The organism is Legionella sp. PC997 (assembly GCF_014109825.1).
Classification (GTDB): Bacteria; Pseudomonadota; Gammaproteobacteria; order Legionellales; family Legionellaceae; genus Legionella.
Genome location: NZ_CP059576.1, coordinates 2,860,537 through 2,887,500, shown reverse-complemented (window position 1 = coordinate 2,887,500; position 26,964 = coordinate 2,860,537). Strand labels below are relative to the sequence as shown.

Genomic DNA, 26,964 nt, shown 5'->3' with positions numbered 1-26,964 from the left:
CGGGTAAGTTCCGACCTGCACGAATGGCGTAACGATGGCCACACTGTCTCCACCCGAGACTCAGTGAAATTGAAATCGCTGTGAAGATGCAGTGTACCCGCGGCTAGACGGAAAGACCCCGTGAACCTTTACTATAGTTTTGCACTGGACTTTGATGATAACTGTGTAGGATAGGTGGGAGGCTTTGAAGTGAGGACGCTAGTCCTCATGGAGCCGACCTTGAAATACCACCCTGTTGTTATTGAGGTTCTAACTTGGTCCCGTAATCCGGGATGAGGACAGTGTATGATGGGTAGTTTGACTGGGGCGGTCTCCTCCCAAAGAGTAACGGAGGAGCACAAAGGTACCCTCGGTACGGTCGGACATCGTACCAAGAGTGTAAAGGCATAAGGGTGCTTGACTGCGAGAGCGACGGCTCGAGCAGGTACGAAAGTAGGTCTTAGTGATCCGGTGGTTCTGTATGGAAGGGCCATCGCTCAACGGATAAAAGGTACTCCGGGGATAACAGGCTGATACCGCCCAAGAGTTCATATCGACGGCGGTGTTTGGCACCTCGATGTCGGCTCATCACATCCTGGGGCTGAAGCAGGTCCCAAGGGTATGGCTGTTCGCCATTTAAAGTGGTACGCGAGCTGGGTTTAGAACGTCGTGAGACAGTTCGGTCCCTATCTGCCGTGGGCGTAGGAAAATTGAGAGGAGCTGCTCCTAGTACGAGAGGACCGGAGTGGACGAACCTCTGGTGTACCGGTTGTCACGCCAGTGGCATTGCCGGGTAGCTAAGTTCGGACGGGATAACCGCTGAAAGCATCTAAGCGGGAAGCCTCCCTCAAGATGAGTTTTCCCTTGAAGCCCGTTGAAGACTACAACGTTGATAGGCAAGGTGTGGAAGCGCAGTAATGTGTGAAGCTAACTTGTACTAATTGGCTGATTGTCTTGACCATATAATCTGAGCTACTTCATTTCTTAGCTCCAGATACAAGTTTAAAGGTATCAAAGTGAGGTTTTTGACCTCACTTACAAAAAAATGTGCACCTCTTTATTTACCTAACGCATAATTCGGGTATAATAGCCCCCATTATGCAAAAACAGTTTTCCTGGCGACCATAGCGTCTTGGAACCACCTGATCCCATCTCGAACTCAGAAGTGAAACGAGACCGCGCCAATGATAGTGTGAGGTTTCCTCATGTGAAAGTAGGTCATCGCCAGGGTTTTATTCTTGAAAGCGGCTTTAAGCCGCTTTTTTTTTGCTATAAAAATTTCAGAAACTACCAACTTATTATCTTTTTAAGCTCATTCGTTCCATTGAGCGTCTACACTCGTGATTCTCGGATTAAATTGTAGCCTTAATGAGACTCACAATTTAGATTCCTTATCATTTTTTCAGAACTTCAACCTCAACCTCGATAAAAGATAGGTATCGAGATACACTGGAGAAAACAAATATTTGAGTAGCTTATGAAAAAGAACAACTTCCTAATTTATGGCTCTTATGGATATACGGGTAACTTGATTGCGCAATTAAGTGTGCAACAAGGATTAAAACCGATATTGGGAGGAAGAAACAAAGAGAAATTAGAACATCAAGCCTCCGCTTTAAATTTGGAATACCGAGTATTTGATGTGGATGATCTGGAACAAACCAAAAAAGGGCTCCACGATCTTATGGCTGTCATTCATTGTGCTGGACCATTCAAACATACTTACAAAAATATGGCACTGGCATGTCTTGATGTGAAGACTCATTACTTGGATATTACTGGCGAGGCCAGGGTAATAGAGGAACTGATGGCAATGAATGACCAAGCGCTTAGAAATGGGGTTATGTTACTTCCTGGTTCTGGATTTGACGTGGTACCAAGTGACTGTTTGGCAGCTTACTTAAAACGTTGTTTGCCAGACGCAAGCCGATTAGTACTTGCTATTGCATCATTTAACGGACATGCTGGTTTAAGTATCTCTCATGGTACGGCCAAAACAATGGTAGAAGATATCCCTGAAGGGAGTCTGATTCGAGATAATGGAGTTTTAAAAAAAGCTCCTTTTGGTTGGAAGAGCCATTTTTTTGATTTTGGTACTCCAAAGAAGATGTTATGTACTACGATTTCTTGGGGGGATTTAGCTTCAGCATGGTGGTCTACCCAAATTCCACATATAGAAACTTATATGGCTTTACCTAGAAAAGTGATTAAATTTAAAAATGTAATTAATTCATTTAAATGGCTTTTTAATTGTGCGCCAATTAAAAAATATATAATACATAAAATCAATCAATTACCTGCTGGACCTACTGAAGAGCAAAGACAAAATTCAGTGGTCAAAATCTATGGTGAAGTAGTCAATAGTGCAGGGGATAAGTCTGCTGCCCTAATGACTACACCTAATGGTTATTCACTGACTGCTTTATCTACAGTACTAATTATGCAAAATGTTTTATCAGGAAATGCTCCAATTGGTTTTCAAACTCCCTCTACAGCGTATACCGAGGATTTAGTGATGAAAATTTCTGGAGTAACTCGAGTTAAAGTTCACTAATTGTTACTATTATCCATCTTTTATCTGGATAATCAGTCCATGGATATTGAAATGATTTTTAAAAAATATGTAGGGATAACAAATGAAAATTAAAAAACGACTTATTGCTTTAGAAAATGGAATGGAAGATGTAAAGACAATCCAATTAGAACTGGCTGAAAAAAATACTCGCTTACAGCTTCTTATAGAGCAAATGGAAGAAGAGTTAGGTAAATACGAGCAGACAATAATTAAAGAAGAGTCTGCAAAAGTAAATAATGCAGAATTGCTTAGAGCACATGGCCTTATGAAACAATCAAAGCAAGTGAACCTCCCAGAGCCCAGGATCTGTCAAACTAGTCTTTAAATTTACATGACACCTCTATACTTTAGTTTTAGGAAGATAGAATGAGATTTGAATCATACCGTTACTATGTTCCTAATTTATATTTTCCCAACCTGCATCATTGAAGTTTCAACTTAGGCGGTATAATTTAATCGGATTATCACGATGTTTTAAAGTGGCATCACCCACAAATTCACCCTTGAAGTCAGGTAGTTTCTTAATTGCATCTTCAGAGATGAGAATGTTTGTGTTGTATATTTTATTGAGTTGTTCTATATGAGCAGCAGAATTTACTACGTCTCCTATGATAGTATATTCCTGACGTTTTTTGGTCCCTATAGTGCCTGTTACTGCATCACCAAAATGTAGGCCAATTCCTAATTTTAGATTGGGTAGGTTACCTTTTTTTACTTCTTCTTCCGTGCGTTTTATAATCGCCAATGCTGCATTTACTGCATTAGCTACATCATTCCCACTGGATAACGGAGCACCAAAAACCGCCATAAAACCATCCCCTAAAAATTTATTAATAATTCCTTTATTGTCATGAATGATTTTTACGATATATTTAAAAAGTTTATTGAGGTACGCCACAACTACCGCGGGTTCATTTTGTTCGGTAAAATGAGTAAAATTTCTTATATCCAAAAACATGACACAAACAGGGAGGTATTCGCTTGAATTGGCATCTTCTGATAATAACTTAGCTACAACTTCTGGAGAAACATGCTTGCCAAAAATCTCTTCAATTCGTTCCCGTTCCTCCTGAGCGTCAAATGCGGTAAGAAGCTGCTTTTTAATTTGCATGGTGACAAAACCAGTGACAATTCCTGCGATTAATATCATGAATCCACGCGCAGCAAAAGGGAACCATGCCACTAAATAGTAATCAATATTCTCAGTGTTAGTATAATTTAGTACGTAATAAGAAAGCCCCCCATATTCAAGAGCTCCAATCAATCCTGAAAATCGGCATATCCATTCATTTAACGTTAATGACGAAAGGATGATGAAAAGAAAATAAAGTAAGACAGGTGGCATTAAAAGCACATACACTGGTGTTTGAAATGTTGTAGCGATAATCAGCCCCAATGTAGGAACACTCATTTCAATAAACGCATTCACGTATCGTAGAACGATGGGCAAATTTTTCTTAAGAACTATATGCCAACAAATAACTTTACGCATCATAAGAAAATAGAGTGCAACACACGCTAAATAACTGGGTAAAAGCAAAGCGGAGATGTTTGCAATACGAAAAAATATTTCGGGGGAATGTATGATAAATGCTATCCACATGAGGGATAATAAACTGAAAATAGTAGCTAAAATTGTGGTTCTTAGTTTTTCGGTTTTTAATATTTCCGCTTCCAAAGGCGTTTGAGTCATTGCATCTTATCCCTATCTTTTCTTTTATTTTAGATGAAATTTTTACAAGTTTTTTCAGCGATTGGGTAGAAATGAACAAGGAAACATCGCAGCATACACATTTAGAGTTTTTGGGCCGTTAAAGTGAGCTAAACTTGGTTTTCTTAAGGGTTCTGATAGCTTATAAGCAGGCCAAATGTTTATCTTTGAGACGTACATAATGTTGTGCTGAGTACTCTAACATTTCAAGTTCCTGTTGGGTTAATTTTCTGATTGCCCTAGCAGGATTTCCAAGATATAGATAACCACTTTCGAGTACTTTTCCAGGTGAAACTAAAGAGCCCGCACCGACCATAACATGATGGGGTATATGTACAGCATCCAAAATTAATGCGCCCATCCCAATAAGACAAAAATCGTCAACGATACACCCATGTAATACCGCTTGATGCCCAATTGTAATTCCTTGACCCAAAATTAGTGGTTGTCCTCCTGAAGAATAGGGACCATCATGAGTAACATGTAAAATTGCCCCATCTTGAATACTGCACGCATTACCTATTTTAATTGAGTTCACATCCCCACGTAAAACAGCCATGGGCCAAACAGATACATCGTCCCCAAGGGACACATCCCCAATGAGTACTGATTTAGGATCAATGTATACTCTTTGTCCTAATGATGGAGATTTACCTTGAAAACTGCGAATAGCATCATTCATATTATTAAACCATAGTCACAAATTCTTCTGCACTTGTAGGATGGATGGCAACTGTATTATCAAAATCTTTTTTACAGGCACCCATCTTGACTGCCACCCCAAAGCCTTGCAGCATTTCATCCGCTGCTAAACCAATGACATGCAACCCAATAATTTTTTCTTCTTTACCTAAGGTAACTAATTTCATCACGGTAGGTATCTTTTCTTCAGCGAATGCTTCAAACATTGGATTAAAACGAGTTTGATAGGTTTTAATTTGCTCTTTACCGTATTGTTCAATAGCCTCCTGCTCACCAAGACCAACTGTTCCAATGGGTGGGTGGCTAAAGATTACGGTGCTAATGTTCTCATAGTCCAGGCATGCTCCGGGTTGTTGACCAAATAAACGATCTGCTAAACGACGGCCTGCAGCGATTGCTACAGGAGTGAGTGCGGGCGCATTGGTTACATCACCTAGGGCATAGATCCCCTGAGTATTGGTGTTCTGGAAAGCATCGACCAAAATCAAGCCCTGTGCATCAGTGGTAACATGTACTTTTTCCAGGTTTAGGCCAGAGGTTCTGGGTTTCCTTCCCACAGCAGCAATAATGACATCGATATCTTGAATTATCGAACCACTACAACATACGATTGATTTTCTACCATCGCTATGCAAGTTTATTTCTTTTGCCTTATGATTTGAGTGAATATGAATACCTTGTTGTTGCATCACCTCCATTAAGGTATCCCCTAGGATATTATCAAAGCGGGATAAAGGTCGTGTACCTCTCATTAGTAGGTGGGTTTCACTTCCGAGACCGTTTAATACGCCTGCCAATTCGACCCCGATGTATCCACTCCCAATAATGGCTACTTTTTCCGGCTGTTTAGTCAAAGCAAAGAAACCATCAGAGTCTATAACATGTTGAACGCCATGGATCGTGGGTAAGGACGGTTCGCCACCTGTTGCAATGATGATATGTTGTGCTTGATATTGCTCGTCATTTACTTGAATTGAGTGCGGATTGACAAAAGCCCCAGTACCTTGAATCAAAGTGATGTTGCATTGGGTAAAACGTTTTGCGTAATTTTCTCTAAGTCGCTCTATGTAGGCATTTCGTTTAATAACTAGAGTGTTCCAGTCAAGTTTTGTTGCGGTAATGGAAAAGCCATATTCAGGAGCATGATGTATCATTTCATTAATCATGGACGCATTGAACATGATTTTTTTGGGGACACAGCCTAAATTGACGCAGGTACCACCTAAATAGCTAGGCTCTACTACAGCAACCTTGGCTCCATATTTGGCGGCTCGCACGGCACTGGCAATCCCGCCACTACCACCACCGAGAACAATAAGATCAAATTGTTTGTTTTTCATAGACAATTTTCGACAAATAAATTTATAGTATCAGGAACTGTTCAATCAACCAATATAAAATTCCCATTAAATATTTGCTTCATGGGGAATTTTTTTGCTTATTTGCCTCCGGATGTAGTAAAGATATTAAATAATCTTCATCGAAGTGCCATCAGCTTAGAACAATCATTTTGTGCATCTCGTAGGGAACGAGGTGAGTTATTAAAACAATTTATTTTTAATTTGCACTGTCAAAGTGGGAATTTACAGGAGATCGAGGCTTTTATTAAAGCATTTACCCAAGATACTGAAAATATGAAAATTACAAAACGCAATAGTTCATTTTTTGATTTTTTTGCATGTAAGAAAACAACTTATCCTGAAGATTATATAAGTGAACTAAGTAGACTGGTTGCAGAAAATATGAAGCATAAGCAGCTCGTAATAGGATTCAATATACATCCTTCCCGGGTACGTGCAGCGAAAACCCGGGATTTTGAGGCTCAATAGTTTCACTCGGTAAAGGCGTCGCTACTCAGTGCTTATTTTGAAGTTTACATCAACATTCCCACGAATTGCATTCGAATAAGGGCAAATTGTATGGGCTTCAGTTACTAATTTTTCTGCTTCTTTTTGATTTAAACCCGTAATGTGGGTATGCATTTCAACTCCAAGCTTATATCCTTTTTCAGGTGTGGGATACAAAGAGACTTGAGAGAGAATTGAGACATCTTGCAGGGGAATGTTCTGTAAACTGGCAACATGACGCATTGCACTCTCAAAGCATGCGGCATAACCTGCAGCAAATAATTCCTCTGGATTGGTACCACCGCCTTGACCACCTAATTCCTGGGGTTTGGCGAGGTCCAGCCTTAATAATCCGTCGGAGGTTTCTATATGACCATTACGGCCGCCGTGGGTTCGTGCTGTTGCAGTATATAAAGCTTTCATATTTTAGTCCTTTAATGATAACGGATCAAAGTTAGAGTCGATTGATGAATTTGTCAATTAGGAAACTTTATATATTTTTTTGCATTCTTGATTAGGTACCGTAGGACTTTTTACACCAATAAACGAACCTCTATCTAAATAATTACATACGTGTTCAGTATTTAACTTATTCAAACATTGAGATAGCGTCTGGTTGCAATGCGGAAAAATTGATCCATTAGAATTAAGCGCCTGATATTGTTGGTTGTTCCAACTGTTTGGATCACTTGTATAATAAGTAGTAAAATTTTTTATTTTTAAATTATTACCCAGGCTAAATATTTTCATCGCTGGGTAATTGTGATGAATACGGCTAACAGCTGGATTAGAATAAGCATATATATTACTTCCATCATTTAAATGGATTTTTCTAAATCCATCCATATGCGTATGAGAGGTAAGTAGAGTGATTTCACCGTATGATTTTTTATGGTTGTTTAATATGCTTATAAATTCTTGCAGATAAGGTTCATGCCAAATAGGCTCCCCCCGATATGAAGTTCCAGGTGGTTCATGCATAGCAATTAAAAGTTGTTTGGCGTGATGTTTTTTTAATTGTTGATTCAGCCACGAAAGTTGGGTTAAAGCATCATGCTCCTGATTTGCATACTTTGAAAGAATAGGTGTTCTTGTCCATTGAGTTGCATTTAAGGCTATCAAAATAATTTCTTTATCCCCAGGGATTACATAACTCGAATAATACCCATCTTGATACATATGACTGTCATCTATAATTAATCCTTTACAGTGAGCACAAGCTCCATCCCAGTCCGTAGCAAAATTTAATGGAGAAACACCATTTGATTCAAAGGGTTGATAATTACCAAGTAAAGAGTCATTGTTCCCTGGAATATAAAAAATAGGTTTCAGATCCTTATCGTTCTCATATAATTCATCAAATACAGTTTTTTCGAACTCACCTTTTTTAGGTGAATTAAATAAAGAGTGAGTAGGTAAATCACCTAAACAAAGAATGAAGTCTACTTTTTTGCTTAGTTTTTCATATTGCTTCATGGTAATTTTTAGAAATTCTGGCCCAGTATCCTCTCCATCACGAGATTGATTCGTACTGCCGTAGTGAATATCACTAATTGTTAAAAAACTTGGAGCCGCATAAAGAGAATGGACAAAGCAAAAAACCAGTAGAATAATTTGAACGAGTGAATTCAATTAAATCTCCATTGCTATTTACTAAAGAATATAACGTATATTAAATCATTTAGGTTAGGTCACGAAACTTGTAGAATTAAGGTTTCTCAAGTTTCGTTGCGTGTCCCAATGATTCATTCCTAAGCCGCTTCGCGAATACTCCATACTCTTTGTATTTGATTGGGCATCTCTGGCGCTTGTATCCACAGTAAAGTAGGTCTACCCGAAGGATTAATCGGTAGTGTCTTAGAAGACAACATGACTGCAAAAGGATATTTTTTTACTACGGATTGCAATGTTGCCCATACTTTTCCAGGATCCGCTTGGTTATCGTTTACTATGAGTTCATTACCTCGATACACTATATTAACAGGTTGCCCTCTCAGCGCTGTTCGAATCGCAGACTCCAAACGTCTCCATCGGGCTTGATGTACTTTTTGTTTTTCAGCTTGGGTAGGATTTAATTGAAAACTAATGCGCTGGTGCGGTGAAAAAACTCGACTCAAACGACTACTTTCCGGGTTTTTCTGTAGAAAATAAGTAATAATTGCATCCAATACGGGTCGTCCTGGTCCGGAGGCTTTTCCTGGTTGCCTATTGACATACATTGCAAAAGCCAACGTATGACCATTGGCAGTATATAAATATCCTGAAAGACTATTTATTCCGGTCATGGTACCGGTTTTAGCCCGCACAAAACCTTGTTGGATAGGAATCCGAAATCTTTTTTGTAAGGTACCATCTCGTCCAGAAATAGGTAATGCGGAAATGTATTCATAGGATAATGGAAAACGTTGGTATAGAAATTTTAAAAGTGAAATGGTTTGCTCAGGCGTTACTAAACTGTATCGTGATAAGCCCGATCCATCAGTAAAAATCGCATTCGAAAAATCGATTCCAGTCTGTGATTGTAAAAAATTTTTGATTAAAGGCTCGGCTCCTCGCCAGTTTACGGGTGCCCCTTTGAGCTTTTCAGCAGCATGCAAATAAAGGCTGTCTGCATAGAGGTTATCAGAGGGCTTTAACGTATCTGCCATCAATTGGGATACGGGTTTAGAGTGTTGGGTCGCAATTAACAAAGAACCTGCGGGAGTTTTGCCTAACTGTACTTGACCGTTCAGTTGTATATTGGCTTTTAGCAGTTGGTTTTTGATCATGGCTTGAGTGTACATTAAGGGGTTTTTTATAGCCAATTTTTGTTGTACGGCCCACTGTCCAACTCCGACACAACCACGAACTGTTAAATGATTGTCTTGATCTAAACTAAAACCTACACCACACCCTTGGGTGTTGGCTTTTGTTGTAGCCTGGTTATTTAAGGTGATAGCGCCACCACCGTCGTCTGCTTCCACGATCGCCGGATCTCCAGCCTGCGCCCCTGGATTTACAGTGACCGTCAAACGATTAGAGTCAACCATTACGGGGGCATTGGGAGCCCCATAACTGTAGGATAAATCGGATGTTAACCAACCTGGGGGATAAGGGGAAACTTCAGCAAAACTGCTATCTATGTACACGTTACCTTGGATGGTATGGATATTCCATTCTTTTAGCGAGTAAAGTAGCGTATTTAAATCATTACGGCTAAATGAAGGGTCTCCACTTAATTGCACATAAACATTACCCTGGAGTACACCTTGTTGTATGCTACCCGCACTTATATTCAATTGGTTTTTGAAGCGATAATCCGGCCCAAGAACCATCAAAGCAGCTGCTTCTGAAAAAAGCTTCATGTTACTTGCAGGGATATACAAACGCGCTGCATTCCGGCGATATAAGGTTTGGCCAGATGTTAAGTCAAGAACGACAATTCCGAGATTAACATTCGGATTGATACGGTTAATTAGTTTATCTACTTCGCTTTGGATACTGGCACCCTGTGATAGTGCTGATAAGGCTAATAAAAACGCGCCAGTTAAGGTCCTTTTCATTGATATCGTTCCTTTTGCTTTATCACGTGTTGAATAAAAAATTGATAAGTTAGTTTAATCATATCTCAAGCCCAATCGCTCCAAAAGTCCTGCGAGAGTATCATTATCAAAAAATTTAACTTGTAACCATCCGCCATCGCCATGATCGTTTATTATTTGCACAGGCGCTCCCACTTGCTCTGCCAATAGAGCTTGTAATCGCTCAATGTCCCGATCTCTTTTAGCATTTTGGGGAGTTGAAAATTGTTTATTTTTTTGCGTTTTAACTGCTTGTTCCAACTGTCTCACTGACCATTCTTGTTCTATAGTCTGTTGGGCTAAATACTCTTGTTGGCCTGGATTTAATCCTACGAGAACTCGCGCATGCCCCAAAGATAAGGTTTTATCCCGAATTAAATTTTTTATTGATTCACTTAAACTGAGTAGACGAATAATATTGGCAATATGACTGCGCGATTTTCCTACTAAAGTAGCTATTTCATCTTGATGGTAGTGAAACTCATCAATCAAACGCCGATAAGCGCTTGCCTCTTCAATCAAATTTAAATCTTCTCGTTGAATGTTTTCAATTAGGGTGAGTGCGCATGCTTGTTTGTCAGTATAATTTCCTATTAAACAGGGCACTGTGTGCAATCCGGCTATTTTTGCAGCACGCCATCGTCGTTCTCCAGCAATAATTTCATAACGCTGTTTTGCAATAGTTCGTACGATTAAGGGTTCAATCAAACCCTGAGAGGCAATTGATTGGGCGAGCTCTTTTAATGCGATGCCATTAAAATCTTGTCTGGGTTGATATTGCCCCGCTTGGATGTTTTCTATAGGGACGTGCTGAAATTCAACGTGCATCGAAAATAGTATTGGATAAGCTTGTCATAAATTGTTTCATATTTTCTTAGGAATGGAAATAGCATTCTGGGTAACATAACCCAGATTTCGTTATGCTTTATACCCAGGTTATGCTTTTTTTACAGCAAGCCGTATATTATTGCTGAAATAGAGATGATACCCATTATCGTTGTAAATAAATTACTTACCACATGGGTGCGATATTTTTTCATTGCAGGAATTTTAGCTGTTGCATACATAGGCATAATAAACAACAGGATAGCAATAACTGGTCCACCTAGAGTCTCTATCATTTTTAAAATGTTGGGATTGATTGTTGCAACAATCCAGCAGGTAATGACCATAAAAATTTCTATGATTCGTTGTAACCTACATGGACTTATCTTGTTTCCCGTTTGTTTTAGGAAATTGACAATAATACTGCTCAAACCTTCTTTAGCCCCTAAATAATGACCAAAAAACGATTTAGAAATTGCAATAAAAGCGATAATAGGGGCAATACAAGCAATGAGAGGAGTCTTAAAATGATTTGCAAGATAAGACAAAATCGAAATATTTTGTTGTTTTGCTTGTAGAAGGTCTTGAGGTGAGAGACTAAAAACACAACTGAATACAAAGAACATCACCGAAAAGACCATGAGTAGATGGCTGTAGCGCATGATCGAAAGACTATTACTGTCTGCATCAATACCATGTTCCTTTTTTTGATTAACCGCAAAAGAAGAAATAATAGGTGAGTGATTAAAAGAAAAAACCATTACCGGAATAACTAACCAGAGCGTCATTAACAATCCATGTCCCCCATTGGCATGTAAAGAGTTGCTTTGTTGCAAAATAGCACTATTCCAGTTGGGTATTAAATAAATAGACAAAAATAATAATGTTGTTGCAAAAGGAAAAACTAATAAGGACATTGATTTAACAATTATTTCTTGTCCAAAACGGACAATAGCCATGAGTCCCAGAATCAGGAGTATGGCTAAAAGTGCTCTAGGTGGCGCGGACATACCTAACTGATTCACAATAAAACTTTCGGTAGTATTAGTTATTGCTACACTGTACATCAATAAAATGGGGTAAATTGCAAAAAAATACAAGCACGTCAATATCCTTCCTGCAAAACTACCGAAGTGCTCTTCAACCACCTCGGTAATGTCATTTTGGGTAGAAGAACCTGATAAGACAAAGCGGCATAGGGCGCGATGTGAAAAATAAGTCATAGGGAAGGCAAGGATGGCCATTATTATTAAGGGCCAGATCCCATTAAGTCCTGCATCTATGGGAAGGAAAAGGGTTCCGGCGCCGACTGCAGTACCGTAAAGACTTAACATCCATACGGTATCATGTTTTGTCCATGAATACTTTTTACTAACTGCTAGGGGTGAACGTATTGCTGCAGCTTCATTTGACGACATTAAAAACATCCTTTATACCGAACACTGTGTTCAATATTAACACTGTGAAGCTAATATTTCAACAGGATCCGCCCCGGCACGGATGTTTCAATAATTAATATTCTAGTTTTGTTCCATAAAGCCTGTCTCCTGCATCACCTAAGCCTGGAATAATATAGCCTTTCTCGTTGAGTTGTTGGTCTATTGCAGCCGTGTAAATGGGAATCTCTGGATGCTCTTCATGAAATGCTGCAATGCCTTCAGGTGATGCGAGCAGACAGAGAAATTTAATCGATTTAGGCTCGATTGCTTTAATTTCTTTAACCGCAGCGATTGCAGAATTTCCCGTAGCTAACATGGGATCAACTACAATCACATCACGATTTCGGGTATGTTCTGGAAGTTTAATATAATATTCAATTGCTTCAAGGGTTTTAGGGTCCCGATACAAACCAATATGGCCGATTCGTGCGGTAGGCACAAGTTGCAACATCCCATCGACTAATCCATTACCCGCACGCAATATGGATACAAAAACTAATTTTTTTCCTTTTAAAACAGGGGATTTCATTATCGCTAAAGGTGTTTCAATTTCCTCATATTCCATTTCTAAATCACGAGTAACCTCATAAGCGAGCAACATGCTAATCTCATGCATTAGAGTACGAAATTTGACGGTGCTGGTATCTTTTCGGCGCATAATTGTTAATTTATGCTGAATTAATGGATGGTTCACTACAACTACCTGTTGATCGTTCATTTTAACTCCAAACTGCGGTTTAGGTGAAAAATTATAGCCTGGTGAAGCGAAGCGGAAAGCGGGAAACATGGTGTTAAATCCCGTTTACTACGTTGTTCTTAACCAGGCTATTTAGCCAAGCTAGAAACGGTCTTAAATTTAAAATACGGTACCGTCACTAATGATGTGAATAGGGGGGGTACCTTGGGGTCGTTTTTGTTTCGCAATCCGCCGTCCGGCTTCCCAAGTTCCTCCTTGCAAAATTTTAGCCAAGGGCAGCTCGTGCGCACTCTTTTGCAATTTTTTTCTGATTAAAGCAGCTAATTCATCTAAAAGTGAAACCGTTAATGCACGCCACTCCACAATTATTTCTGAATCAGGGGGCAGTGCATTTTTTAGAATTGCTTGGTTTTTAAATTGCAGTACACCACAATCTATAAGCAATCCACCATTTCGATATTCTGGTAAACCTGTGAGCTCTTCCAGATGAGTTACTGTAATTCCTGCTTGTTCTAAGGGTTCAATTAAGGAATAAGTAAGCCACTGGGATAATTTATGAAATGGAATATAACCCGATCCAGGTTCATTTGTTTTTAGAGGATTATATTCCCAGACGTCTCCAAGGGGTATTCCCTCAAATGAAAGTCTGGCGGGCCATATTTCGTTGAATGTATTGAGTACTTCCTGAAAAATTTGCGAGGCTGTAACTTTGTTATTTACTGCCAAGGAGCTTATATAAGTATAAAAATCACCCAAGCGGTTTTCTTTTCCAAAATGATATTGATCGTGTTGGATTAACCTGCCCAGTCGATTGAGAAGAGCAACTCTTCCGGTAAGACCTTCAAGAGGATTGTCGGGAGTCACTTGAAATCCATGCCGGAGTGCCTCTTCACCAAAAGCCAATAACCGCTCTGCATCTATTCTCAACGGTTCAGTTGGGATGGCACTAAAAACACCCTCTTGGTAAAGAGATAAGCTGGCTAAGGCTAAGCCTTCAGATCGTGAATATTCTATACCTGTCGCAGGCTCCTTGAAGCGCCAATGTTGACCGGCACCAGCATCTAAAAATACACTGATGATAACCAGTTCATAAAGAATTTTTCCTTGTTGTTCTGCAGGAAGGGTATTCATGTGTTCCTGCATTTTTTTTATTCGATCAATCCCACCAGCTTCAAAATGACGCCAACGACTGTGATAAGGAATATCAAGATTTGGATAATTATCTTGAATTACTTCAATAACAAAGGAGGCTGTGCTGGTCATTTTTTCAGGATCTAAAGAAAAATAAACTGATTTATCTTGCTTTACGCGATCCAAAATAGCTTGTGAGCGCACACGTATAGTACGTGGATCCTTTAACGTAGCTATTACTTGGGCAGTTTCATGTACATTACTCATTAAGGTCACGTCCTTTAGTTCTTGCTAATTCATTTATGTCCACAATTCGATCGGGTGAATAGTAACCCGCTGCACGTTTAGCATTCATTTCTACTTGTGCATCAAGGGGAATGAGCTCATCGGGAATCGATACCCGTTCTACTACCTGAATTCCCGATTTAAGTAATGCATCATATTTCATATTGGACATGGAAACGAAACGGTGGATCTTGGTAATCCCTAGCCAATGCAAAATATCAGACATTAATTCTTGAAAACGCATGTCTTGAACTCCCGCAACACATTCTGTTCTTTCAAAGTATTTTGCAGCTGTATCGCCACCTTTCTGTCTCTTGCGGGCGTTATAAACTAAAAACTTGGTTACTTCACCGAGTGCTCTTCCTTCTTTTCGGTTATAAACAATCAAACCGCCTCCTCCCTTTTGTGCGGATTCAATAGACAGTTCGATTCCATGTACTAAATATGGCCTACAGGTGCAAATATCCGATCCAAATACATCAGAACCATTACATTCATCATGAATACGACATGTAAGCTCAATTTTGGGATCGTGGATGGTGGTTACATCACCAAAAAAATAGGCAGTCATACCACCTATTGGAGGTAAAAAAACATCATAATCAGAACGTGTTACCAACTCAGGAAACATCCCAGCTGTTTGCTCAAATAGAGTACGACGCAAAAGTGATTCTGAAACCCCAAAGCGTTCCGCGATTCCAGGTAAATACCACACGGGTTCTAGCGCGACTTTAGTTACGGCTACATCTCCAGATTCTTTTAATATTTTTCCATCCGGTTTAAGCCGACCTTTTTGAATGGCTGTATGCAATTCTGGAATATTAATATGAGCTTTGGTCACGGCTATTGTAGGCCGAATGTCATATCCTGCCTGAATTTCTTCTGCGAAAACACTGGCTACAAGATGCCCCCAGGGATCAAGTGAGACGATTTTCTGAGTATCACTCCATTGAGGATGAGGACCTATATCAACCGGAGGTGTGGTATCAGTAAGATCGGGAACATGCTCAGGGTCTAATACTCCAGCAGCGACAGCCAGCGCTCGATAAACTGAATATGAGCCAGAATGAGTACCCACTGCATTGCGATTTTTTATATTAGTGAGGGAGGCTATTACCGGACCACGTTCTTTCGGATTTTCCGCGCCCCATTTTATTCTTAATGGTGCAGCAGTATGTCCGGATGGATGTGAGGATAAAACAATATGTCCTTTGGATTTTTTTTTGGACTCATCTTGAACCATAGTACTAATCCTTTAAAGATACCTATTTTATAAATTATCATAACAGAAGAAATTAATTGGTAGAAAGTACTATTTTCCATATCGAATAGAGAAACTTGGGTCATTGTACTGGGTTAATATTCTCGTTATTATGGTTCGTTTTTTATTAATCACTAGAAATAACACTAAAAGTACGCTTCGGTTTTTGTTTCGCTATACCGAAATACAATTTTTTTATTTTAATGTGAAACAATTATTGTTAGGGAATACAACATTATGACTACTTTAATTCTTTGCTTGTTCATTGCAATATTATTGCCTTATCTTCTCAAGATTGTGGTTGCTAATTTCATGCAAAAAGAAGGGAAATACGATAATCATTATCCAAGGGCTCAACAAGCAAGATTACAAGGGATGGGAGCACGAGCTGTTGCTGCTCATCAAAATAGTTTTGAATCATTACTCGTATTTGCTACTGCTGCATTAACCGCAATGGCGACTAATCATATCGGCACAACAATTCAAATTTTGGCGATTATTTATATTATCTCCCGTTTTATTTATTGTTATTTTTATTTAATGGATATGGCTTCGTTAAGATCAACCATATGGTTCATTGGTTTTGTTTCTTGCTTGATTATTTTGGGACTATGCCTGGTGTGATTTGTTATACTATGAGCTTCATTGGCGTAGGTGTCATTAATAAGAAGGTAAAAGGGTTTTTTTGATGCACAAAGAAAATGATGTTCAGCCGGTTTCGTTACAACCATTACTGGTTTTTGTTGTTTTAATGCTTATGGTACTAATGCAAATGACAACGGATCAGTATATTCCTTCATTACCCGCAATTACCAAGATCTTTAACAGTAATGAAGCATCCATACAGCTAACGTTATCTCTTTTTATGCTTGGCTTGAGCATTTCCCATGTGTTTTATGGTCCTTTATCCGACAAAATTGGTCGTAAACCACCGCTTATGTTTGGAGTGGGTCTCAGTATTTTAGGCAGTTTAATTTGTTTTATTGCACCTTCAGTTTTGGTCTTAATTATTGGTCGTTTTATTCAGGGATTTGGTATTGGGTGTTGTGGTTCAGTAGGCCGTTCTTTAGTCCGTGATCTCTTTACTGATAGAGTCTTATCTAAAATTGGTTCTTATGTGGGTATTGTAAGTGTTTTCATTATGGTTGCTTCTCCGGTTCTTGGAGGCTATATCCAGGAGCATTTTGGATGGCGTATTAATTTTTTATTTTTGCTAGTATTCGGTATTATTATATGGATTCTAGCTTTATGTACTCTTCCCGAAACAAATAAAAATCTTAATCCGGATGCAACTCAATTAAGAGTAATGCGCGACAATTATTTTACTTTATTAAAATCGAAAGTTTTTTTAGGTTATGCATTGTGTGCTTGTCTTGCTTCTGCCGGTTTAATTGGTTATCTCGCGATCGCTCCTTTCCTATTCCAGGATACCTTAGGACTTAGCCCTGTAGAGTTTGGTCAATTGACAATATTTATTGCCGGCGCAATTTGTGTGAGCGGAATAATTAACAGTCAAATGGTGATGAAAAAAGGGGTCTCCTATATGGTATGTATCGGAATTATCTTTATGATATTAGGCGGTTCTACCATGTTATGTTTGTCCCTTATAGGATTGGAGAACGTACTTTCCATTATGATTCCTGTGTCTTTGTTCAGCATGGGAATGGGATTTACTTTTATCAATGCATTTGCTGGAGCGTTCCATCCATTTCCTCATATGGCGGGAACTGTGGGTGCTTTATATGCATGCATGCAAGACTTAAGTTCTGCATTGTCTAGCGGACTAATCGCTTTAGGTGAATGGTATGGCCAATTCTCATTAGCGATAATTTTACTTATCTTAGGATTAGGTTCTTTCGCTTCGTGGTATTATCTGGCCTCCCAAGAACATTAACAGAGGTTGTTTATGAAAATTACTGAAAACGAATTAAAAAATATTATAGCCAAGCTTTCAGGGGCTAAAGCAGAAGAAATTCATGACGATACTGCATTAATAGAAGATTTACATTTAGACTCATTGAAAATAGTAGAGTTACTGGCCATTCTTAGCGAAGAATATAATTTAACAGTGACTGAAGAAGATGCAATGAATTTTCATACCTATAAAGATTTATTCGATTTTACTCAGGCGTAACCTTTTGGTGAGTAGCCCTCCGAACTAGGTTAGGCTACTCCAAATTATAATACGTGGTCACTATTGTATACCCGGGTTATGGCGATGCCTTCACCCAGGTGTATCATTTAGGGCTTTAGAATTGCATCTAAGGTGTTTTCCTCACTCTGCTTCATAAAATAGGCGAGTAGCATGCAAACGACCACCATTCCTACAAAAGCTGCTCCTTTAAAAAAAGAAAGATTTTGGGTTGAGGATTCTGATTTTGACGGTGCTTTTTTTCCAGATGTCTTACCAATTTTATACCACTCATGCTCGGGGGAGAATAATATAGAATTGGGTTCAATTTTTTTATAGCGGCCAAGTAAGTTATGCAATTGCTCTCTGTGTTGTTGTTCATAAATCGCAGCATCCACTTTATCGAGCAGAGTATTGCTTTTTCGAGATTCAGAGTCTTGTAAAAACTCACTACATTTTTGATGTAGCTCACGGATCGGTTTCGCAAATTCCTCTTTGCTGTATCGTGTAAGCGCATTACGTTTTAAAATTGGAAGGGCATGTTGTAGACTTTTTTCTTCCAATTCTATAGAAGGATCTGTAACTAATTTTATAGCAAGATCCAGAATGTAAAAAGCAATTGCAACACTATCATATTCAGTTTGTTTTTGTATTTCTGTTACTGGTTTTGAGGAAGCAGAATAGGGAATGTTTGCTGAGCCAGCGATCTTTTTTAATTGTTTGATTTGCTCATTGACTCGTCCCATCAAGGGCGTATGGATATTGTTTTCATCGAGGAGCCAGCCTGCATATCCTCGCAGATGCTCTTGTTCAAGATAAAATTTAACTTGCTCAAATATTGAGGAAAATAATTCGGAAGAAATAGGTTTATCTTTACTTGCGTGTTCCATTTCATCCAGAAGTTGCCCCGCAAAATTAAGCAGCTCATTTACTTCTTGAAAAACAAGTTGTCCATTAAGACGAGCATCGGGTCCTATTCCTATTTTTGGTAAAGCAGCGTATTTTTTAATTTGAATATCAATTAGTGGACATAGAAATTCGAATAATTCTTTTTGACTTTTCATAGTTCTTCCATTTTGAATATAGTGAGATAGAGTATCTGATGACTTTAATGGACGCAATAAAGCAAGCGTGATCTAATTTCCTTAAAGAGATATATACTAAAAAGATGAAGGCGTAGTTTCGTCAGGAATAACATGGAAACAAATCGTGGATTATCCGTAACGACTCAGTCATTGCAGGTTATAGAAAGCATCAATCACTTCCATCAACAAGTCTTGGGAGCAGGAAAGGAACCACATTTTATTTTAGAGGCGGTCAAAACTAATCCCGATAATTTGCTTCTCCAAGTTTATACGGCTGCATTTTATCTTTATGGCCAAACTGATCCCGCAACTGCTTTAGCAAAAAAGCATTTAGAGCATGCTGAAAAATTATTGTCTTCGGTTAGTTTAAGAGAAAAATTAACCTATCAAGCAGTTAAAGCCTGGATGAATTTAGAGTATGAAACAGCTATAACTATATTCGCGGCATTAACTGCTTTATATCCGCGCGATACTTTAGCCGCGAAGTTTGCTGAATGGTTATTTTATTGTTCAGGACAAGCGTACAATGCCCATCACTATTTGAAATTCTGTGAACAAATAGCTACTCATAATCAGGATGAATCCCACTTTTTAGCGATGCATTCTTTTGCAGCCGAATTATCAGGTCACTTAACAGACGCGCAACGTCTTGCGGAGCAGGCTTTGACTCTCCAACCGCTTACCCCATGGGCACACCATACTTTGGGTCATATCTATCTCAACACAAAAAATAGTGCAAAAGGTATAGCCTCTTTAGAAACATTTCGAGAGAGCTGGGAGCAGATTTCAACTCTTCTTCGTGGACATAACAGTTGGCATTTGGCTTTATTTTATCTGGCGTTACGACAAGTAGATAAGGTGATGGACTTATATCCTGTTATTTTTGGTACTTCTCCCGACATCATTACCGAGCAAATAGATGCTATTTCACTATTATGGCGCCTCGATATGGCAGGATTGCCGCAACTCGATCAGTTTAAGATCGTGGCTAATTATTTGGATAATAACCCTTTTACTCACTACACCGGTTTTAATACGGTTCATTATGTATATTGTCTTGCACGCTTGGGTCAGGAAGATGCGGTTCAGAGATCTATGGTATCAATTGAAACTTATGCTAAAGCCTTGCCTCAAGGCTATAACCAATCGCTTTGGCTTTCTGTTATTTTGCCTTTAAGTAAAGGAATTCATGCGTTTGTGAATAATGATTTCAAATTGGCTTATGATTGGATGACTCCCTGCATCTCCAGACGCACAGAAATCGGTGGCAGTGATGCACAGTCAGAAATTATTGCGCAGACTTATTTACTTTGCTTGGTACATACCAAGAAAAATAATGCGGCAAAGGAGTTTTTTAATTTCCATTTGGCGCACTATCAAGGAACACCTCTGGCTGAATTTTGGTTTGACTCGCAGGTAAGTTTTTAAATGGGAGCCTGAGGAGGCGAAGCAGAATGCCCGCCACCTTAGATGACTTCTAAAAGAGCACACGCTGCAATCCCACCGCCACCTGCTGCAACGAGTAATACTTTGTCTTTTGCTTTAATGGGTGCTTGTTCGCGAAGATAATTCAGAGCAATACCTACACTTGAACCCGAAGTATTACCCGTTTCTTCTACCGTTTTGATGATGCGTTCCTCAGGAAAGCCTAATTGTTTGGCAACAGATAAAACTAAATTTTTATTGCCTTGGTGTGGAACCAACCATTGAATATCCGCGCTAGTTAGGTTTAATGACTTCAAGAATTCTTCGGCTCCATCAACCATTCCATGTACCGCTTTAACAAATAGCGCGGTATTTTCTTTAATTGTGATGTAAAACAATTCGGGATTGGTACAATTTGCTGCGGGTAACCGTGAACCTCCGGCAGGTGTGGATACCGTATCACTGACTTCTCCATCAGCAAATAAAGCAGAAGCAAGATAACGAAACTCTGCATGTTCCTCATCGGTAGATACTACACAAGCAGCTGCGCCATCGCCAAAAAGAACGCTTGTAGCAAAATTATTTTTATTTAAAAACTTAGAGCGAATTTCACTGGCGATTAATAAAATGGACCCCTTGGTTGCCTGAGCAATAGCAGCGCTTGTATGCAAACCAACAACAAAGCCCGCACAGGCGGCTCCTATATCAAAAGCACCGGTATTTTTTAATCCAAGTCGGTGTTGCACCAAAGGGCTGGTTGGCGGTGCAAGATAATCTCCAGATATAGTGGCCAAAATAATTTGGTTGATTTTATTTTTCTCTGCAGGTTTTGCAGCGAATAATTGTTCTGCTGCAAGGATTGCCAAATCACTACATGCCTGATCTTCATTAGCCCAGCGTCTATTTCTAATTCCTGTCGAGAAACTAACCAGGGTTGGACTTTGCGTGCTATTCATCCAATTAAGCACTTCTTGATTGCTCATAACCTTTTCGGGCAATGCAATAAAGGGACCTTTAAGATATATGTTTTGTTCGGCGCGTAATAAATTCATGGTAGCCTCTCGCTGTGCAATAGATATAAATTCATGATGATAATATTCCCTCGGAACGCATTAGAGGTAAACCACCGCTTACAGTGATCACAGATCCCGTCATAAATGAGGTTTTAGATAATAAAGGATCCAGGGCTTCCGCGACTTGCGTTGTTTCCCCCATCATGCCTTGAGGAATAATTTGCGCCATTTTTTCTTGATAGGCAGGTCTTTTCCAGAATTGCTCGGTTCTTGAGGTCTTAATCAAACCCACCCGTACAATATTGGATAAAATATTATTGGCACTGTAATCTACGGCAAGATTTAAAAACAATCCTTCAAGGGCTGCTTTGGTCGCACAATAAGCACCATAACGACTAGTTCCAGTAATTGCAGAAAGACTGGAAATTAGAATCAATCGTCCGAATTTATTGGCGAGTAAAGCGGGTAATAATTGATGAATCAACCAAATATTACCATGCAAATTATCATTGATGTAGGTTCGTAATGCAGGATAAGATAAAGCATGTAATTTACGTAACTGACTCACACGCGTAAATGCATTAAGAATGATTCCATCTAAAGGTTCCTGCAATATATTATGCAGATCTTTTTTGCTTTCCTCCGGATTGGAAAAATTATATACTACACCTCTGACCTGCATGTCCTGTTGTTTGTAATGCTCTAATGTGTTGTTCAGACTTTCCTTACTGGAACAGGTGATAATGATCTGATCACCTAACTGCAGTCGTCGTTTGGCTATAGCTTGTGCGATATCCGAAGAGCCGCCTGTAATCAAAATATTCATTTTGCCCCCAGCTCGATTAGATATTTTTCTATACTATCAATCGATTCATAATGTTCTTTGATTAAGGGAATAACTGGAATTTTAATTTGAAATTCTCGTTCCAACTCGATGATGACTAAGGCTAACATTAGGCTATCTAAGCCTCCATGTTCTAGGGGAGCAGATGAATCTTGAGGTAGATTACTAAGGCCAATCTTGGCTAATGTATTGCGAATTCGTTCAGTGAGCATGGATTTTTTCCTTCTGACTTAAAAGTAGGGTTTTTCTATCAAGCTTCCCATTTGGGTTACGGGGCAATTTTTTTAATAAGTGCACCGTAATTGGAAGTTTTCTAGGTAAAAAATGTTGTTTTATTTGTTCGGAGAGCATTTGTTCTGTTGTAGTGGCGCTGAAGTTATCTTGTTCTAGACATGCAACTAAACGGACGCCATATAACTCATCCTCTAAAGGGACGACAATGACTTCCTTAATTCCTTTAATTTGGCAAATTTTATGTTCTATATCAATTAAATTAACTTTTTCACCAGCTATATTGACGATATGATCCAAGCGTCCTTTGATTGCTACTAACCCGGAGGCTAATTTCTCTGCTAAATCTCCAGTAAAAAACCAACCTTCCTGGATCCGGGAGGATTTTTCTTCTCCCAGATAGCCTAACATAAGTTGGCTTCCTTTAATGAGTAATTCATTATCTTCTGACAAACGGATTTGCCAATCGCCTACCGGATAACCAGCAAAGTCTTCAAGAAATAACGGATCTTTGCTGGAATAAGCTAATACGCGAGGCGCTGCTTCAGTTAAACCATAATTATTATAAATTGTCGCTTTAGGAAAGGTATGGATCAAACTTTGTCGCAACGTAATGTTCAAGGGAGCTCCAGCGGAGACGATCGTTTTTATTTTTGCTGCGCTTTCCGGGAACAGTGCCGCCATTTTGTGAATCGCAACCCAATGAGAGGGAACGCCGCTCCACATTTGAGGAACAGTGGATGTTTCTAATAACGTTTTAATTTCCGTAAATTGGTTAATTAATTGGGTCTTTATTCCAGCGATTAATCCAGGAAGCAATTGGCCCAGTAAGCCAAAAGAGTATGACAAAGGTAAAAATAATAATTGATCCTCTACTCTTGAAAATTCAAGCGCATTAATCACTGCCTTACAATTTGCAGTAACATTTTTTAGTGAAAGTTGCACCGCTTTCATTTGACCAGTACTTCCCGAGGTAAAGAGAATTAAAGCGAGCTCCGGATGATGTTTGATGTGATTATTTTCATGAATTTCTAGAAGCGTTCCTTCTTCATCAACCAGCATGTGCGTGCCTAAAATTTGCTGTTTATCCTCTCCTGACTCTTGGGGAGCAAACAGTGCTACTGGTTTTCCAAGATTAAAAGCTGCTAACAGCTGAATTACAAATGAAGGCTGAGGTATTGCATGTAAAACCAATATTCCTTGAGGTAATTTTTCCAGCTGTAACGACATATGTTGGATGGCTGTGTCGAGTTCAGCAAAACTTAGCTGCTGATGTTCGAAGCTTAATGCAATTCGAGTCGGCGCGTTCTGAGAGAGAAATTTCATGAGCTAATCCTCAACCTTATTTAATCGCCAGCTAGCGATTATAGGTAATGTTTTATCTAATAAGTGTTTTCGACAAAAGTTTCGACGAACTTTTCCACTGGTTGTATGCGGCATGGCTTTAAGAGGAATTAGAATAATATTATGAATTTCAAGTTGGTGTGTCTGATAAATGAGTTCAAAAATGGTATTGAATAAATCATCGTGTTCCTCAGATGACATGCAACGATTTTTTACCTCACACATTACAGTAAGTTCATATTCATGTTCCCTTTGAATGACAAAAGCAGCACATTTACCCAAAAAAACATCCACTTGTGAATGGAGAAGGGTATATTCTATGTCTTGGGGATAATGGTTTTTACCATACAGGATAATCAAATCTTTAATGCGGCCTGTCACATATAATTCCCCTTCATGTACAAACCCTAAATCGCCTGTTCTTAAATACAATTGATTAGTAGGATCATTTACAATTTCACCATGAAATGTATGTTGGGTTTCTTCATCCTGTTGCCAGTACCCTTGCGCCACACTGGCACTATGCACCCAAATTTCACCGATTTGGTCATTGTTGCAGAGAGTACGTGTGTCCGGATCTACAATTTTTACTGTTTGCATAAACCGTCCGCAACTAATTAAACTGTGGCTCTGGGAACTTTCTTTGGGAGCAAAATGGACACGATGATCCTGGTACTGTTTTTTACACAAAGCGAGAGCACGATAAGGCGTCCCGGGAGTCGCTCCTGTTACCAATAAAGTTGCTTCAGCTAAACCATAACAAGGAAAGAAGGCTTCTTTGTGAAATCCATAATCTTTAAATGCATGATAAAAATGTTCTAATGTTTCTTTTCGAATGGGTTCGGCGCCATTCGATGCAATTTGCCAGCAACTTAAATCGAGTCCTTGTTTCTTTTCTTCCTTAATGCGTTTGACACAATAATCGTATGCGAAATTAGGGCTACCACTTATGGTCGCTCTGTATTTACTAATGTTTTGTAACCAGGAAAGTGGATTTTGTAAAAAAGAAAATGGGGACATTAGATAGGCAGGTACCGCCGCATAAATAGGAGTTAAAATATAACCAATTAATCCCATATCATGATGAGGAGGGAGCCAGCTGAACGAGATGGTTTCTGTATTTAGCTGAAATGCAGTGTATATTTTGTGAATATTATCCAGCAAATTCCGATGTGTGACCATGACTCCTTTAGGATGCATCGTTGAACCTGAAGTATATTGCAGAAAGGCGATATCGTGTTCGCGAATAAGAGGCGGCTGCCAAAAAGGGCTCAGTGGTGATTCTATATTGTCTATAGCCAAACAGGGAACTTTATCCAGATGCGGTGTCCCTTTTTGATCTATGCTGGCAAATTTAACCAAATGATCTGCCGTCATAATTACAAAAACGGGTTGTGCATTCTGAATGATTCGATGTGCCTTATCCACTAGTTTTGCTTGGGCAGGAGGATAAATAGGTACTGCAATACATCCTGCATAAAGACATCCAAAAAAAGCCTGAATCAGAGGCAGCCCCGGAGAAAATAATAACAAGATTCTGTCTCCGGGCTTTGCCCCGTGTTGTTGTAGGTGTGCTGCAATGGCTCTTGCTCGCTCATCCAATTCACCAAAAGTCATTGGCTCTTCTAGATTTCTATTTAGAAACGTACAACTCATTTTTTCTGGAGTGTGAAGGGCTCTATATCGAACTGCATCAACTAGTGATACACAGTTGTAAATCGCTTTATTCATCAATGACCTCATGACTTATGGAATTGCAGAACTTGTCCCGCATAAGAGAGCCCACCGCCTACACTCATCATGAGTATTTTTCCCGATCGATCAAAAATTTTTTCTTCAATTGCTCTAGCCAAAGAATACAGAATGGAGGCACCACCTATATTACCAATCGTATCGGAATCCCAGATAATGGTTTTGTCCATCATCTGATTTTCTTGGAGTAATTCAGTGATTAATTTGCGATTGACTTGATGAGGAATAATCCAGGTAATGGCTTTTTTATCTTCCTCCGAGGGTAATAAATGGGCAAGCATCTGCTTGTATTTAGCATAAGCGAGCTCTTTCATCAGCGACTCATCACCAATTAAGTGATAGCCTATGGTATCAATTTGTTCTACAGTGGGTGGAAAAACACCTTGAGTGGTAAATGCTTCTACGTATTTCCCTTCTGTAGAAAAAAAGGTTTTCTCAATAGTAAATGCACCAGCTTCCTTTTTTTCTATTACCAAGGCTGCGGCACCATCACCTAATCCTATCCATGTTTTTTCATTTTCAGGATCGATTACTTTAGATAATGTTTCAGCACAGCTAACCATCACATTAGGATATCCTAAAGCCATTAAGGCGTAGGCAAGATGAAGTGTAGATAGGGAAGTGGAACAGCCAGTTTTTAAATCATAAGCAGGAGCATCTATTTCTAATCCCCCCAAAACGGCTGCAGCTTGTGAGCCTGTGAATCGTTTATTGGTAGTCGATCCTAGTAAAAAAGCATGTATTTTGGGGAGAGTATAATTCGCAAACAATTTTTTTACTGCTTCAGTTGCTAATGATTCCGCAGTCAACTCTCGAGATTTATCTAAAGACTCCCAAGGTTTATGGCACCAATAACGGGAGTAAAAACCAAACTCCTCACCGATTTTTTCCGCAAACTTCTCTAAAAAAGCTATAGAATGCTCTGCTGTTCGTGGAAAGTTTTGTAAAATCTCCAAGTTAGTAATCGGAGGGGCGTCAGGAAGGACTCGAGATGCGGCTGTAATATCGAAACGAATGTTAGGATGCAAAATTTCCATAAAATTACCTTTTAGTATGTCTCAGCCGCCTTGTTCAGCGGTCATTAAAATTAAATTTGGCTAAATTATAGCTGTTTTTTAGGAAAAATT

The 26,964-nt window shown here is 39.2% G+C and carries 25 protein-coding genes and 2 rRNA genes (1 of these 27 only partly in view); 9 read left to right on the top strand and 18 right to left on the bottom strand.

Annotation, left to right across the window (positions count from 1 at the left end):
• The 4 genes from HBNCFIEN_RS12505 to HBNCFIEN_RS12490 all read left to right on the top strand — a co-directional run.
• Positions 1 to 941, top strand: a 23S ribosomal RNA gene (locus tag HBNCFIEN_RS12505); it begins 1,956 nt to the left of the window's first position.
• A 152-nt stretch (positions 942 to 1,093) separates the two neighbouring features.
• Positions 1,094 to 1,209: ribosomal RNA gene (gene rrf, locus HBNCFIEN_RS12500) — 5S ribosomal RNA — on the top strand.
• Positions 1,210 to 1,456: 247 nt separating this feature from the next.
• Positions 1,457 to 2,533 (top strand): trans-acting enoyl reductase family protein, encoded by a 1,077-nt coding sequence (locus HBNCFIEN_RS12495; RefSeq protein WP_182391408.1) that lies wholly within the window; start codon positions 1,457 to 1,459, stop codon positions 2,531 to 2,533.
• An 82-nt stretch (positions 2,534 to 2,615) separates the two neighbouring features.
• Positions 2,616 to 2,879, top strand: coding sequence for a hypothetical protein (locus tag HBNCFIEN_RS12490; protein WP_182391407.1), 264 nt, complete (start codon positions 2,616 to 2,618; stop codon positions 2,877 to 2,879).
• 108 nt (positions 2,880 to 2,987) lie between these two features.
• On the opposite strand, the gene HBNCFIEN_RS12485 is transcribed toward HBNCFIEN_RS12490, so the two are convergent.
• The 3 genes from HBNCFIEN_RS12485 to gorA form a co-directional block, all read right to left on the bottom strand.
• A complete protein-coding gene (locus HBNCFIEN_RS12485) occupies positions 2,988 to 4,247 on the bottom strand; it encodes an adenylate/guanylate cyclase domain-containing protein (protein ID WP_182391406.1) in 1,260 nt (419 codons plus the stop codon).
• Positions 4,248 to 4,407: 160 nt separating this feature from the next.
• The gene (locus tag HBNCFIEN_RS12480; RefSeq protein WP_182391405.1) at positions 4,408 to 4,947 is read right to left on the bottom strand and encodes a gamma carbonic anhydrase family protein; all 540 of its coding nucleotides are present in this window, start codon (positions 4,945 to 4,947) and stop codon (positions 4,408 to 4,410) included.
• A 4-nt stretch (positions 4,948 to 4,951) separates the two neighbouring features.
• Positions 4,952 to 6,307 (bottom strand): glutathione-disulfide reductase, encoded by a 1,356-nt coding sequence (gorA, locus tag HBNCFIEN_RS12475; protein ID WP_182391404.1) that lies wholly within the window; start codon positions 6,305 to 6,307, stop codon positions 4,952 to 4,954.
• Between the two features lie 81 nt (positions 6,308 to 6,388).
• On the opposite strand from gorA, the gene HBNCFIEN_RS12470 reads away from it, so the two are divergent.
• Entirely contained in the window at positions 6,389 to 6,796 is a 408-nt protein-coding gene (locus HBNCFIEN_RS12470) for a hypothetical protein (protein WP_182391403.1), read from the top strand.
• Between the two features lie 21 nt (positions 6,797 to 6,817).
• Here the strand turns inward: HBNCFIEN_RS12470 and HBNCFIEN_RS12465 are convergent, their stop codons facing one another.
• The 8 genes from HBNCFIEN_RS12465 to HBNCFIEN_RS12430 all read right to left on the bottom strand — a co-directional run bounded on the left by HBNCFIEN_RS12465 (position 6,818) and on the right by HBNCFIEN_RS12430 (position 15,994).
• Complete coding sequence (locus tag HBNCFIEN_RS12465) at positions 6,818 to 7,237, bottom strand: organic hydroperoxide resistance protein (RefSeq protein ID WP_182391402.1); 420 nt, start codon at positions 7,235 to 7,237, stop codon at positions 6,818 to 6,820.
• A gap of 57 nt (positions 7,238 to 7,294) precedes the next feature.
• The gene (locus HBNCFIEN_RS12460; RefSeq protein WP_182391401.1) at positions 7,295 to 8,446 is read right to left on the bottom strand and encodes a metallophosphoesterase; all 1,152 of its coding nucleotides are present in this window, start codon (positions 8,444 to 8,446) and stop codon (positions 7,295 to 7,297) included.
• A gap of 119 nt (positions 8,447 to 8,565) precedes the next feature.
• Positions 8,566 to 10,356: a D-alanyl-D-alanine carboxypeptidase/D-alanyl-D-alanine-endopeptidase gene (gene dacB / locus HBNCFIEN_RS12455; protein ID WP_182391400.1), complete on the bottom strand. Its 1,791-nt coding sequence runs from the start codon at positions 10,354 to 10,356 to the stop codon at positions 8,566 to 8,568.
• A 54-nt stretch (positions 10,357 to 10,410) separates the two neighbouring features.
• Entirely contained in the window at positions 10,411 to 11,202 is a 792-nt protein-coding gene (locus tag HBNCFIEN_RS12450) for a ParB/RepB/Spo0J family partition protein (protein WP_182391399.1), read from the bottom strand.
• Positions 11,203 to 11,321: 119 nt separating this feature from the next.
• Positions 11,322 to 12,617 carry a serine/threonine transporter gene (locus tag HBNCFIEN_RS12445; RefSeq protein ID WP_182391398.1) on the bottom strand — a complete coding sequence of 432 codons (1,296 nt, stop codon included), beginning with the start codon at positions 12,615 to 12,617 and terminating at the stop codon, positions 11,322 to 11,324.
• Positions 12,618 to 12,711: 94 nt separating this feature from the next.
• Complete coding sequence (upp, locus tag HBNCFIEN_RS12440) at positions 12,712 to 13,356, bottom strand: uracil phosphoribosyltransferase (protein ID WP_182391397.1); 645 nt, start codon at positions 13,354 to 13,356, stop codon at positions 12,712 to 12,714.
• Positions 13,357 to 13,494: 138 nt separating this feature from the next.
• Entirely contained in the window at positions 13,495 to 14,733 is a 1,239-nt protein-coding gene (locus HBNCFIEN_RS12435) for a URC4/urg3 family protein (protein WP_182391396.1), read from the bottom strand.
• Positions 14,726 to 15,994, bottom strand: coding sequence for a GTP cyclohydrolase II (locus HBNCFIEN_RS12430; RefSeq protein ID WP_182391395.1), 1,269 nt, complete (start codon positions 15,992 to 15,994; stop codon positions 14,726 to 14,728). Before HBNCFIEN_RS12430 ends, HBNCFIEN_RS12435 begins: the two co-directional genes overlap by 8 nt.
• A 255-nt stretch (positions 15,995 to 16,249) precedes the next feature.
• On the opposite strand from HBNCFIEN_RS12430, the gene HBNCFIEN_RS12425 reads away from it, so the two are divergent.
• The 3 genes from HBNCFIEN_RS12425 (at position 16,250) to HBNCFIEN_RS12415 (ending at position 18,146) form a co-directional block, all read left to right on the top strand.
• The gene (locus HBNCFIEN_RS12425) at positions 16,250 to 16,636 is read left to right on the top strand and encodes an MAPEG family protein (protein ID WP_182391394.1); all 387 of its coding nucleotides are present in this window, start codon (positions 16,250 to 16,252) and stop codon (positions 16,634 to 16,636) included.
• 64 nt (positions 16,637 to 16,700) lie between these two features.
• Positions 16,701 to 17,906, top strand: coding sequence for a multidrug effflux MFS transporter (locus tag HBNCFIEN_RS12420; RefSeq protein ID WP_182391393.1), 1,206 nt, complete (start codon positions 16,701 to 16,703; stop codon positions 17,904 to 17,906).
• Positions 17,907 to 17,918: 12 nt separating this feature from the next.
• On the top strand, positions 17,919 to 18,146 hold the full coding sequence (locus HBNCFIEN_RS12415; RefSeq protein ID WP_182391392.1) for an acyl carrier protein: 228 nt from the start codon (positions 17,919 to 17,921) through the stop codon (positions 18,144 to 18,146).
• A 107-nt stretch (positions 18,147 to 18,253) separates the two neighbouring features.
• Here the strand turns inward: HBNCFIEN_RS12415 and HBNCFIEN_RS12410 are convergent, their stop codons facing one another.
• Entirely contained in the window at positions 18,254 to 19,207 is a 954-nt protein-coding gene (locus HBNCFIEN_RS12410; RefSeq protein WP_182391391.1) for a hypothetical protein, read from the bottom strand.
• Between the two features lie 132 nt (positions 19,208 to 19,339).
• Between HBNCFIEN_RS12410 and HBNCFIEN_RS12405 the strand changes: the two genes are divergently transcribed.
• Positions 19,340 to 20,656 carry a tetratricopeptide repeat protein gene (locus HBNCFIEN_RS12405; protein ID WP_182391390.1) on the top strand — a complete coding sequence of 439 codons (1,317 nt, stop codon included), beginning with the start codon at positions 19,340 to 19,342 and terminating at the stop codon, positions 20,654 to 20,656.
• A 38-nt stretch (positions 20,657 to 20,694) separates the two neighbouring features.
• Here HBNCFIEN_RS12405 and HBNCFIEN_RS12400 read toward each other — a convergent pair whose 3' ends face one another.
• Genes HBNCFIEN_RS12400 through HBNCFIEN_RS12375 form a run of 6 tightly spaced genes read right to left on the bottom strand, consistent with a single transcriptional unit; the run spans position 20,695 to position 26,874 of the window.
• Positions 20,695 to 21,705: a 3-oxoacyl-ACP synthase III family protein gene (locus HBNCFIEN_RS12400; RefSeq protein WP_182391389.1), complete on the bottom strand. Its 1,011-nt coding sequence runs from the start codon at positions 21,703 to 21,705 to the stop codon at positions 20,695 to 20,697.
• Positions 21,706 to 21,736: 31 nt separating this feature from the next.
• Positions 21,737 to 22,492 carry an SDR family NAD(P)-dependent oxidoreductase gene (locus HBNCFIEN_RS12395; protein ID WP_182391388.1) on the bottom strand — a complete coding sequence of 252 codons (756 nt, stop codon included), beginning with the start codon at positions 22,490 to 22,492 and terminating at the stop codon, positions 21,737 to 21,739.
• A complete protein-coding gene (locus HBNCFIEN_RS12390) occupies positions 22,489 to 22,722 on the bottom strand; it encodes an acyl carrier protein (RefSeq protein WP_182391387.1) in 234 nt (77 codons plus the stop codon). Before HBNCFIEN_RS12390 ends, HBNCFIEN_RS12395 begins: the two co-directional genes overlap by 4 nt.
• Entirely contained in the window at positions 22,712 to 24,067 is a 1,356-nt protein-coding gene (locus tag HBNCFIEN_RS12385; protein ID WP_182391386.1) for a class I adenylate-forming enzyme family protein, read from the bottom strand. The genes HBNCFIEN_RS12390 and HBNCFIEN_RS12385 overlap by 11 nt, the downstream gene beginning before the upstream one ends.
• A gap of 3 nt (positions 24,068 to 24,070) precedes the next feature.
• Complete coding sequence (locus HBNCFIEN_RS12380) at positions 24,071 to 25,816, bottom strand: fatty acyl-AMP ligase (protein ID WP_182391385.1); 1,746 nt, start codon at positions 25,814 to 25,816, stop codon at positions 24,071 to 24,073.
• 8 nt (positions 25,817 to 25,824) lie between these two features.
• On the bottom strand, positions 25,825 to 26,874 hold the full coding sequence (locus HBNCFIEN_RS12375) for a 3-oxoacyl-ACP synthase III family protein (protein ID WP_182391384.1): 1,050 nt from the start codon (positions 26,872 to 26,874) through the stop codon (positions 25,825 to 25,827).
• Between the last annotated feature and the right edge of the window lie 90 nt (positions 26,875 to 26,964).

What these genes read in the sequence shown, in the direction of transcription:
- HBNCFIEN_RS12495 (WP_182391408.1), top strand. Translation starts at nt 1,457, where the DNA reads ATGAAAAAGAACAACTTCCTAATTTATGGCTCTTATGGATATACGGGT.
- HBNCFIEN_RS12445 (WP_182391398.1), bottom strand. Translation starts at nt 12,617, where the DNA reads ATGTCGTCAAATGAAGCTGCAGCAATACGTTCACCCCTAGCAGTTAGT.
- HBNCFIEN_RS12400 (WP_182391389.1), bottom strand. Translation starts at nt 21,705, where the DNA reads ATGAATTTATTACGCGCCGAACAAAACATATATCTTAAAGGTCCCTTT.
- HBNCFIEN_RS12470 (WP_182391403.1), top strand. Translation starts at nt 6,389, where the DNA reads ATGGGGAATTTTTTTGCTTATTTGCCTCCGGATGTAGTAAAGATATTA.
- dacB (WP_182391400.1), bottom strand. Translation starts at nt 10,356, where the DNA reads ATGAAAAGGACCTTAACTGGCGCGTTTTTATTAGCCTTATCAGCACTA.
- HBNCFIEN_RS12490 (WP_182391407.1), top strand. Translation starts at nt 2,616, where the DNA reads ATGAAAATTAAAAAACGACTTATTGCTTTAGAAAATGGAATGGAAGAT.
- upp (WP_182391397.1), bottom strand. Translation starts at nt 13,356, where the DNA reads ATGAACGATCAACAGGTAGTTGTAGTGAACCATCCATTAATTCAGCAT.
- HBNCFIEN_RS12485 (WP_182391406.1), bottom strand. Translation starts at nt 4,247, where the DNA reads ATGACTCAAACGCCTTTGGAAGCGGAAATATTAAAAACCGAAAAACTA.
- HBNCFIEN_RS12415 (WP_182391392.1), top strand. Translation starts at nt 17,919, where the DNA reads ATGAAAATTACTGAAAACGAATTAAAAAATATTATAGCCAAGCTTTCA.
- HBNCFIEN_RS12480 (WP_182391405.1), bottom strand. Translation starts at nt 4,947, where the DNA reads ATGAATGATGCTATTCGCAGTTTTCAAGGTAAATCTCCATCATTAGGA.
- HBNCFIEN_RS12405 (WP_182391390.1), top strand. Translation starts at nt 19,340, where the DNA reads ATGGAAACAAATCGTGGATTATCCGTAACGACTCAGTCATTGCAGGTT.
- HBNCFIEN_RS12450 (WP_182391399.1), bottom strand. Translation starts at nt 11,202, where the DNA reads ATGCACGTTGAATTTCAGCACGTCCCTATAGAAAACATCCAAGCGGGG.
- HBNCFIEN_RS12425 (WP_182391394.1), top strand. Translation starts at nt 16,250, where the DNA reads ATGACTACTTTAATTCTTTGCTTGTTCATTGCAATATTATTGCCTTAT.
- HBNCFIEN_RS12410 (WP_182391391.1), bottom strand. Translation starts at nt 19,207, where the DNA reads ATGAAAAGTCAAAAAGAATTATTCGAATTTCTATGTCCACTAATTGAT.
- HBNCFIEN_RS12390 (WP_182391387.1), bottom strand. Translation starts at nt 22,722, where the DNA reads ATGCTCACTGAACGAATTCGCAATACATTAGCCAAGATTGGCCTTAGT.
- HBNCFIEN_RS12420 (WP_182391393.1), top strand. Translation starts at nt 16,701, where the DNA reads ATGCACAAAGAAAATGATGTTCAGCCGGTTTCGTTACAACCATTACTG.
- HBNCFIEN_RS12375 (WP_182391384.1), bottom strand. Translation starts at nt 26,874, where the DNA reads ATGGAAATTTTGCATCCTAACATTCGTTTCGATATTACAGCCGCATCT.
- gorA (WP_182391404.1), bottom strand. Translation starts at nt 6,307, where the DNA reads ATGAAAAACAAACAATTTGATCTTATTGTTCTCGGTGGTGGTAGTGGC.
- HBNCFIEN_RS12380 (WP_182391385.1), bottom strand. Translation starts at nt 25,816, where the DNA reads ATGAATAAAGCGATTTACAACTGTGTATCACTAGTTGATGCAGTTCGA.
- HBNCFIEN_RS12435 (WP_182391396.1), bottom strand. Translation starts at nt 14,733, where the DNA reads ATGAGTAATGTACATGAAACTGCCCAAGTAATAGCTACGTTAAAGGAT.
- HBNCFIEN_RS12430 (WP_182391395.1), bottom strand. Translation starts at nt 15,994, where the DNA reads ATGGTTCAAGATGAGTCCAAAAAAAAATCCAAAGGACATATTGTTTTA.
- HBNCFIEN_RS12385 (WP_182391386.1), bottom strand. Translation starts at nt 24,067, where the DNA reads ATGAAATTTCTCTCTCAGAACGCGCCGACTCGAATTGCATTAAGCTTC.
- HBNCFIEN_RS12395 (WP_182391388.1), bottom strand. Translation starts at nt 22,492, where the DNA reads ATGAATATTTTGATTACAGGCGGCTCTTCGGATATCGCACAAGCTATA.
- HBNCFIEN_RS12465 (WP_182391402.1), bottom strand. Translation starts at nt 7,237, where the DNA reads ATGAAAGCTTTATATACTGCAACAGCACGAACCCACGGCGGCCGTAAT.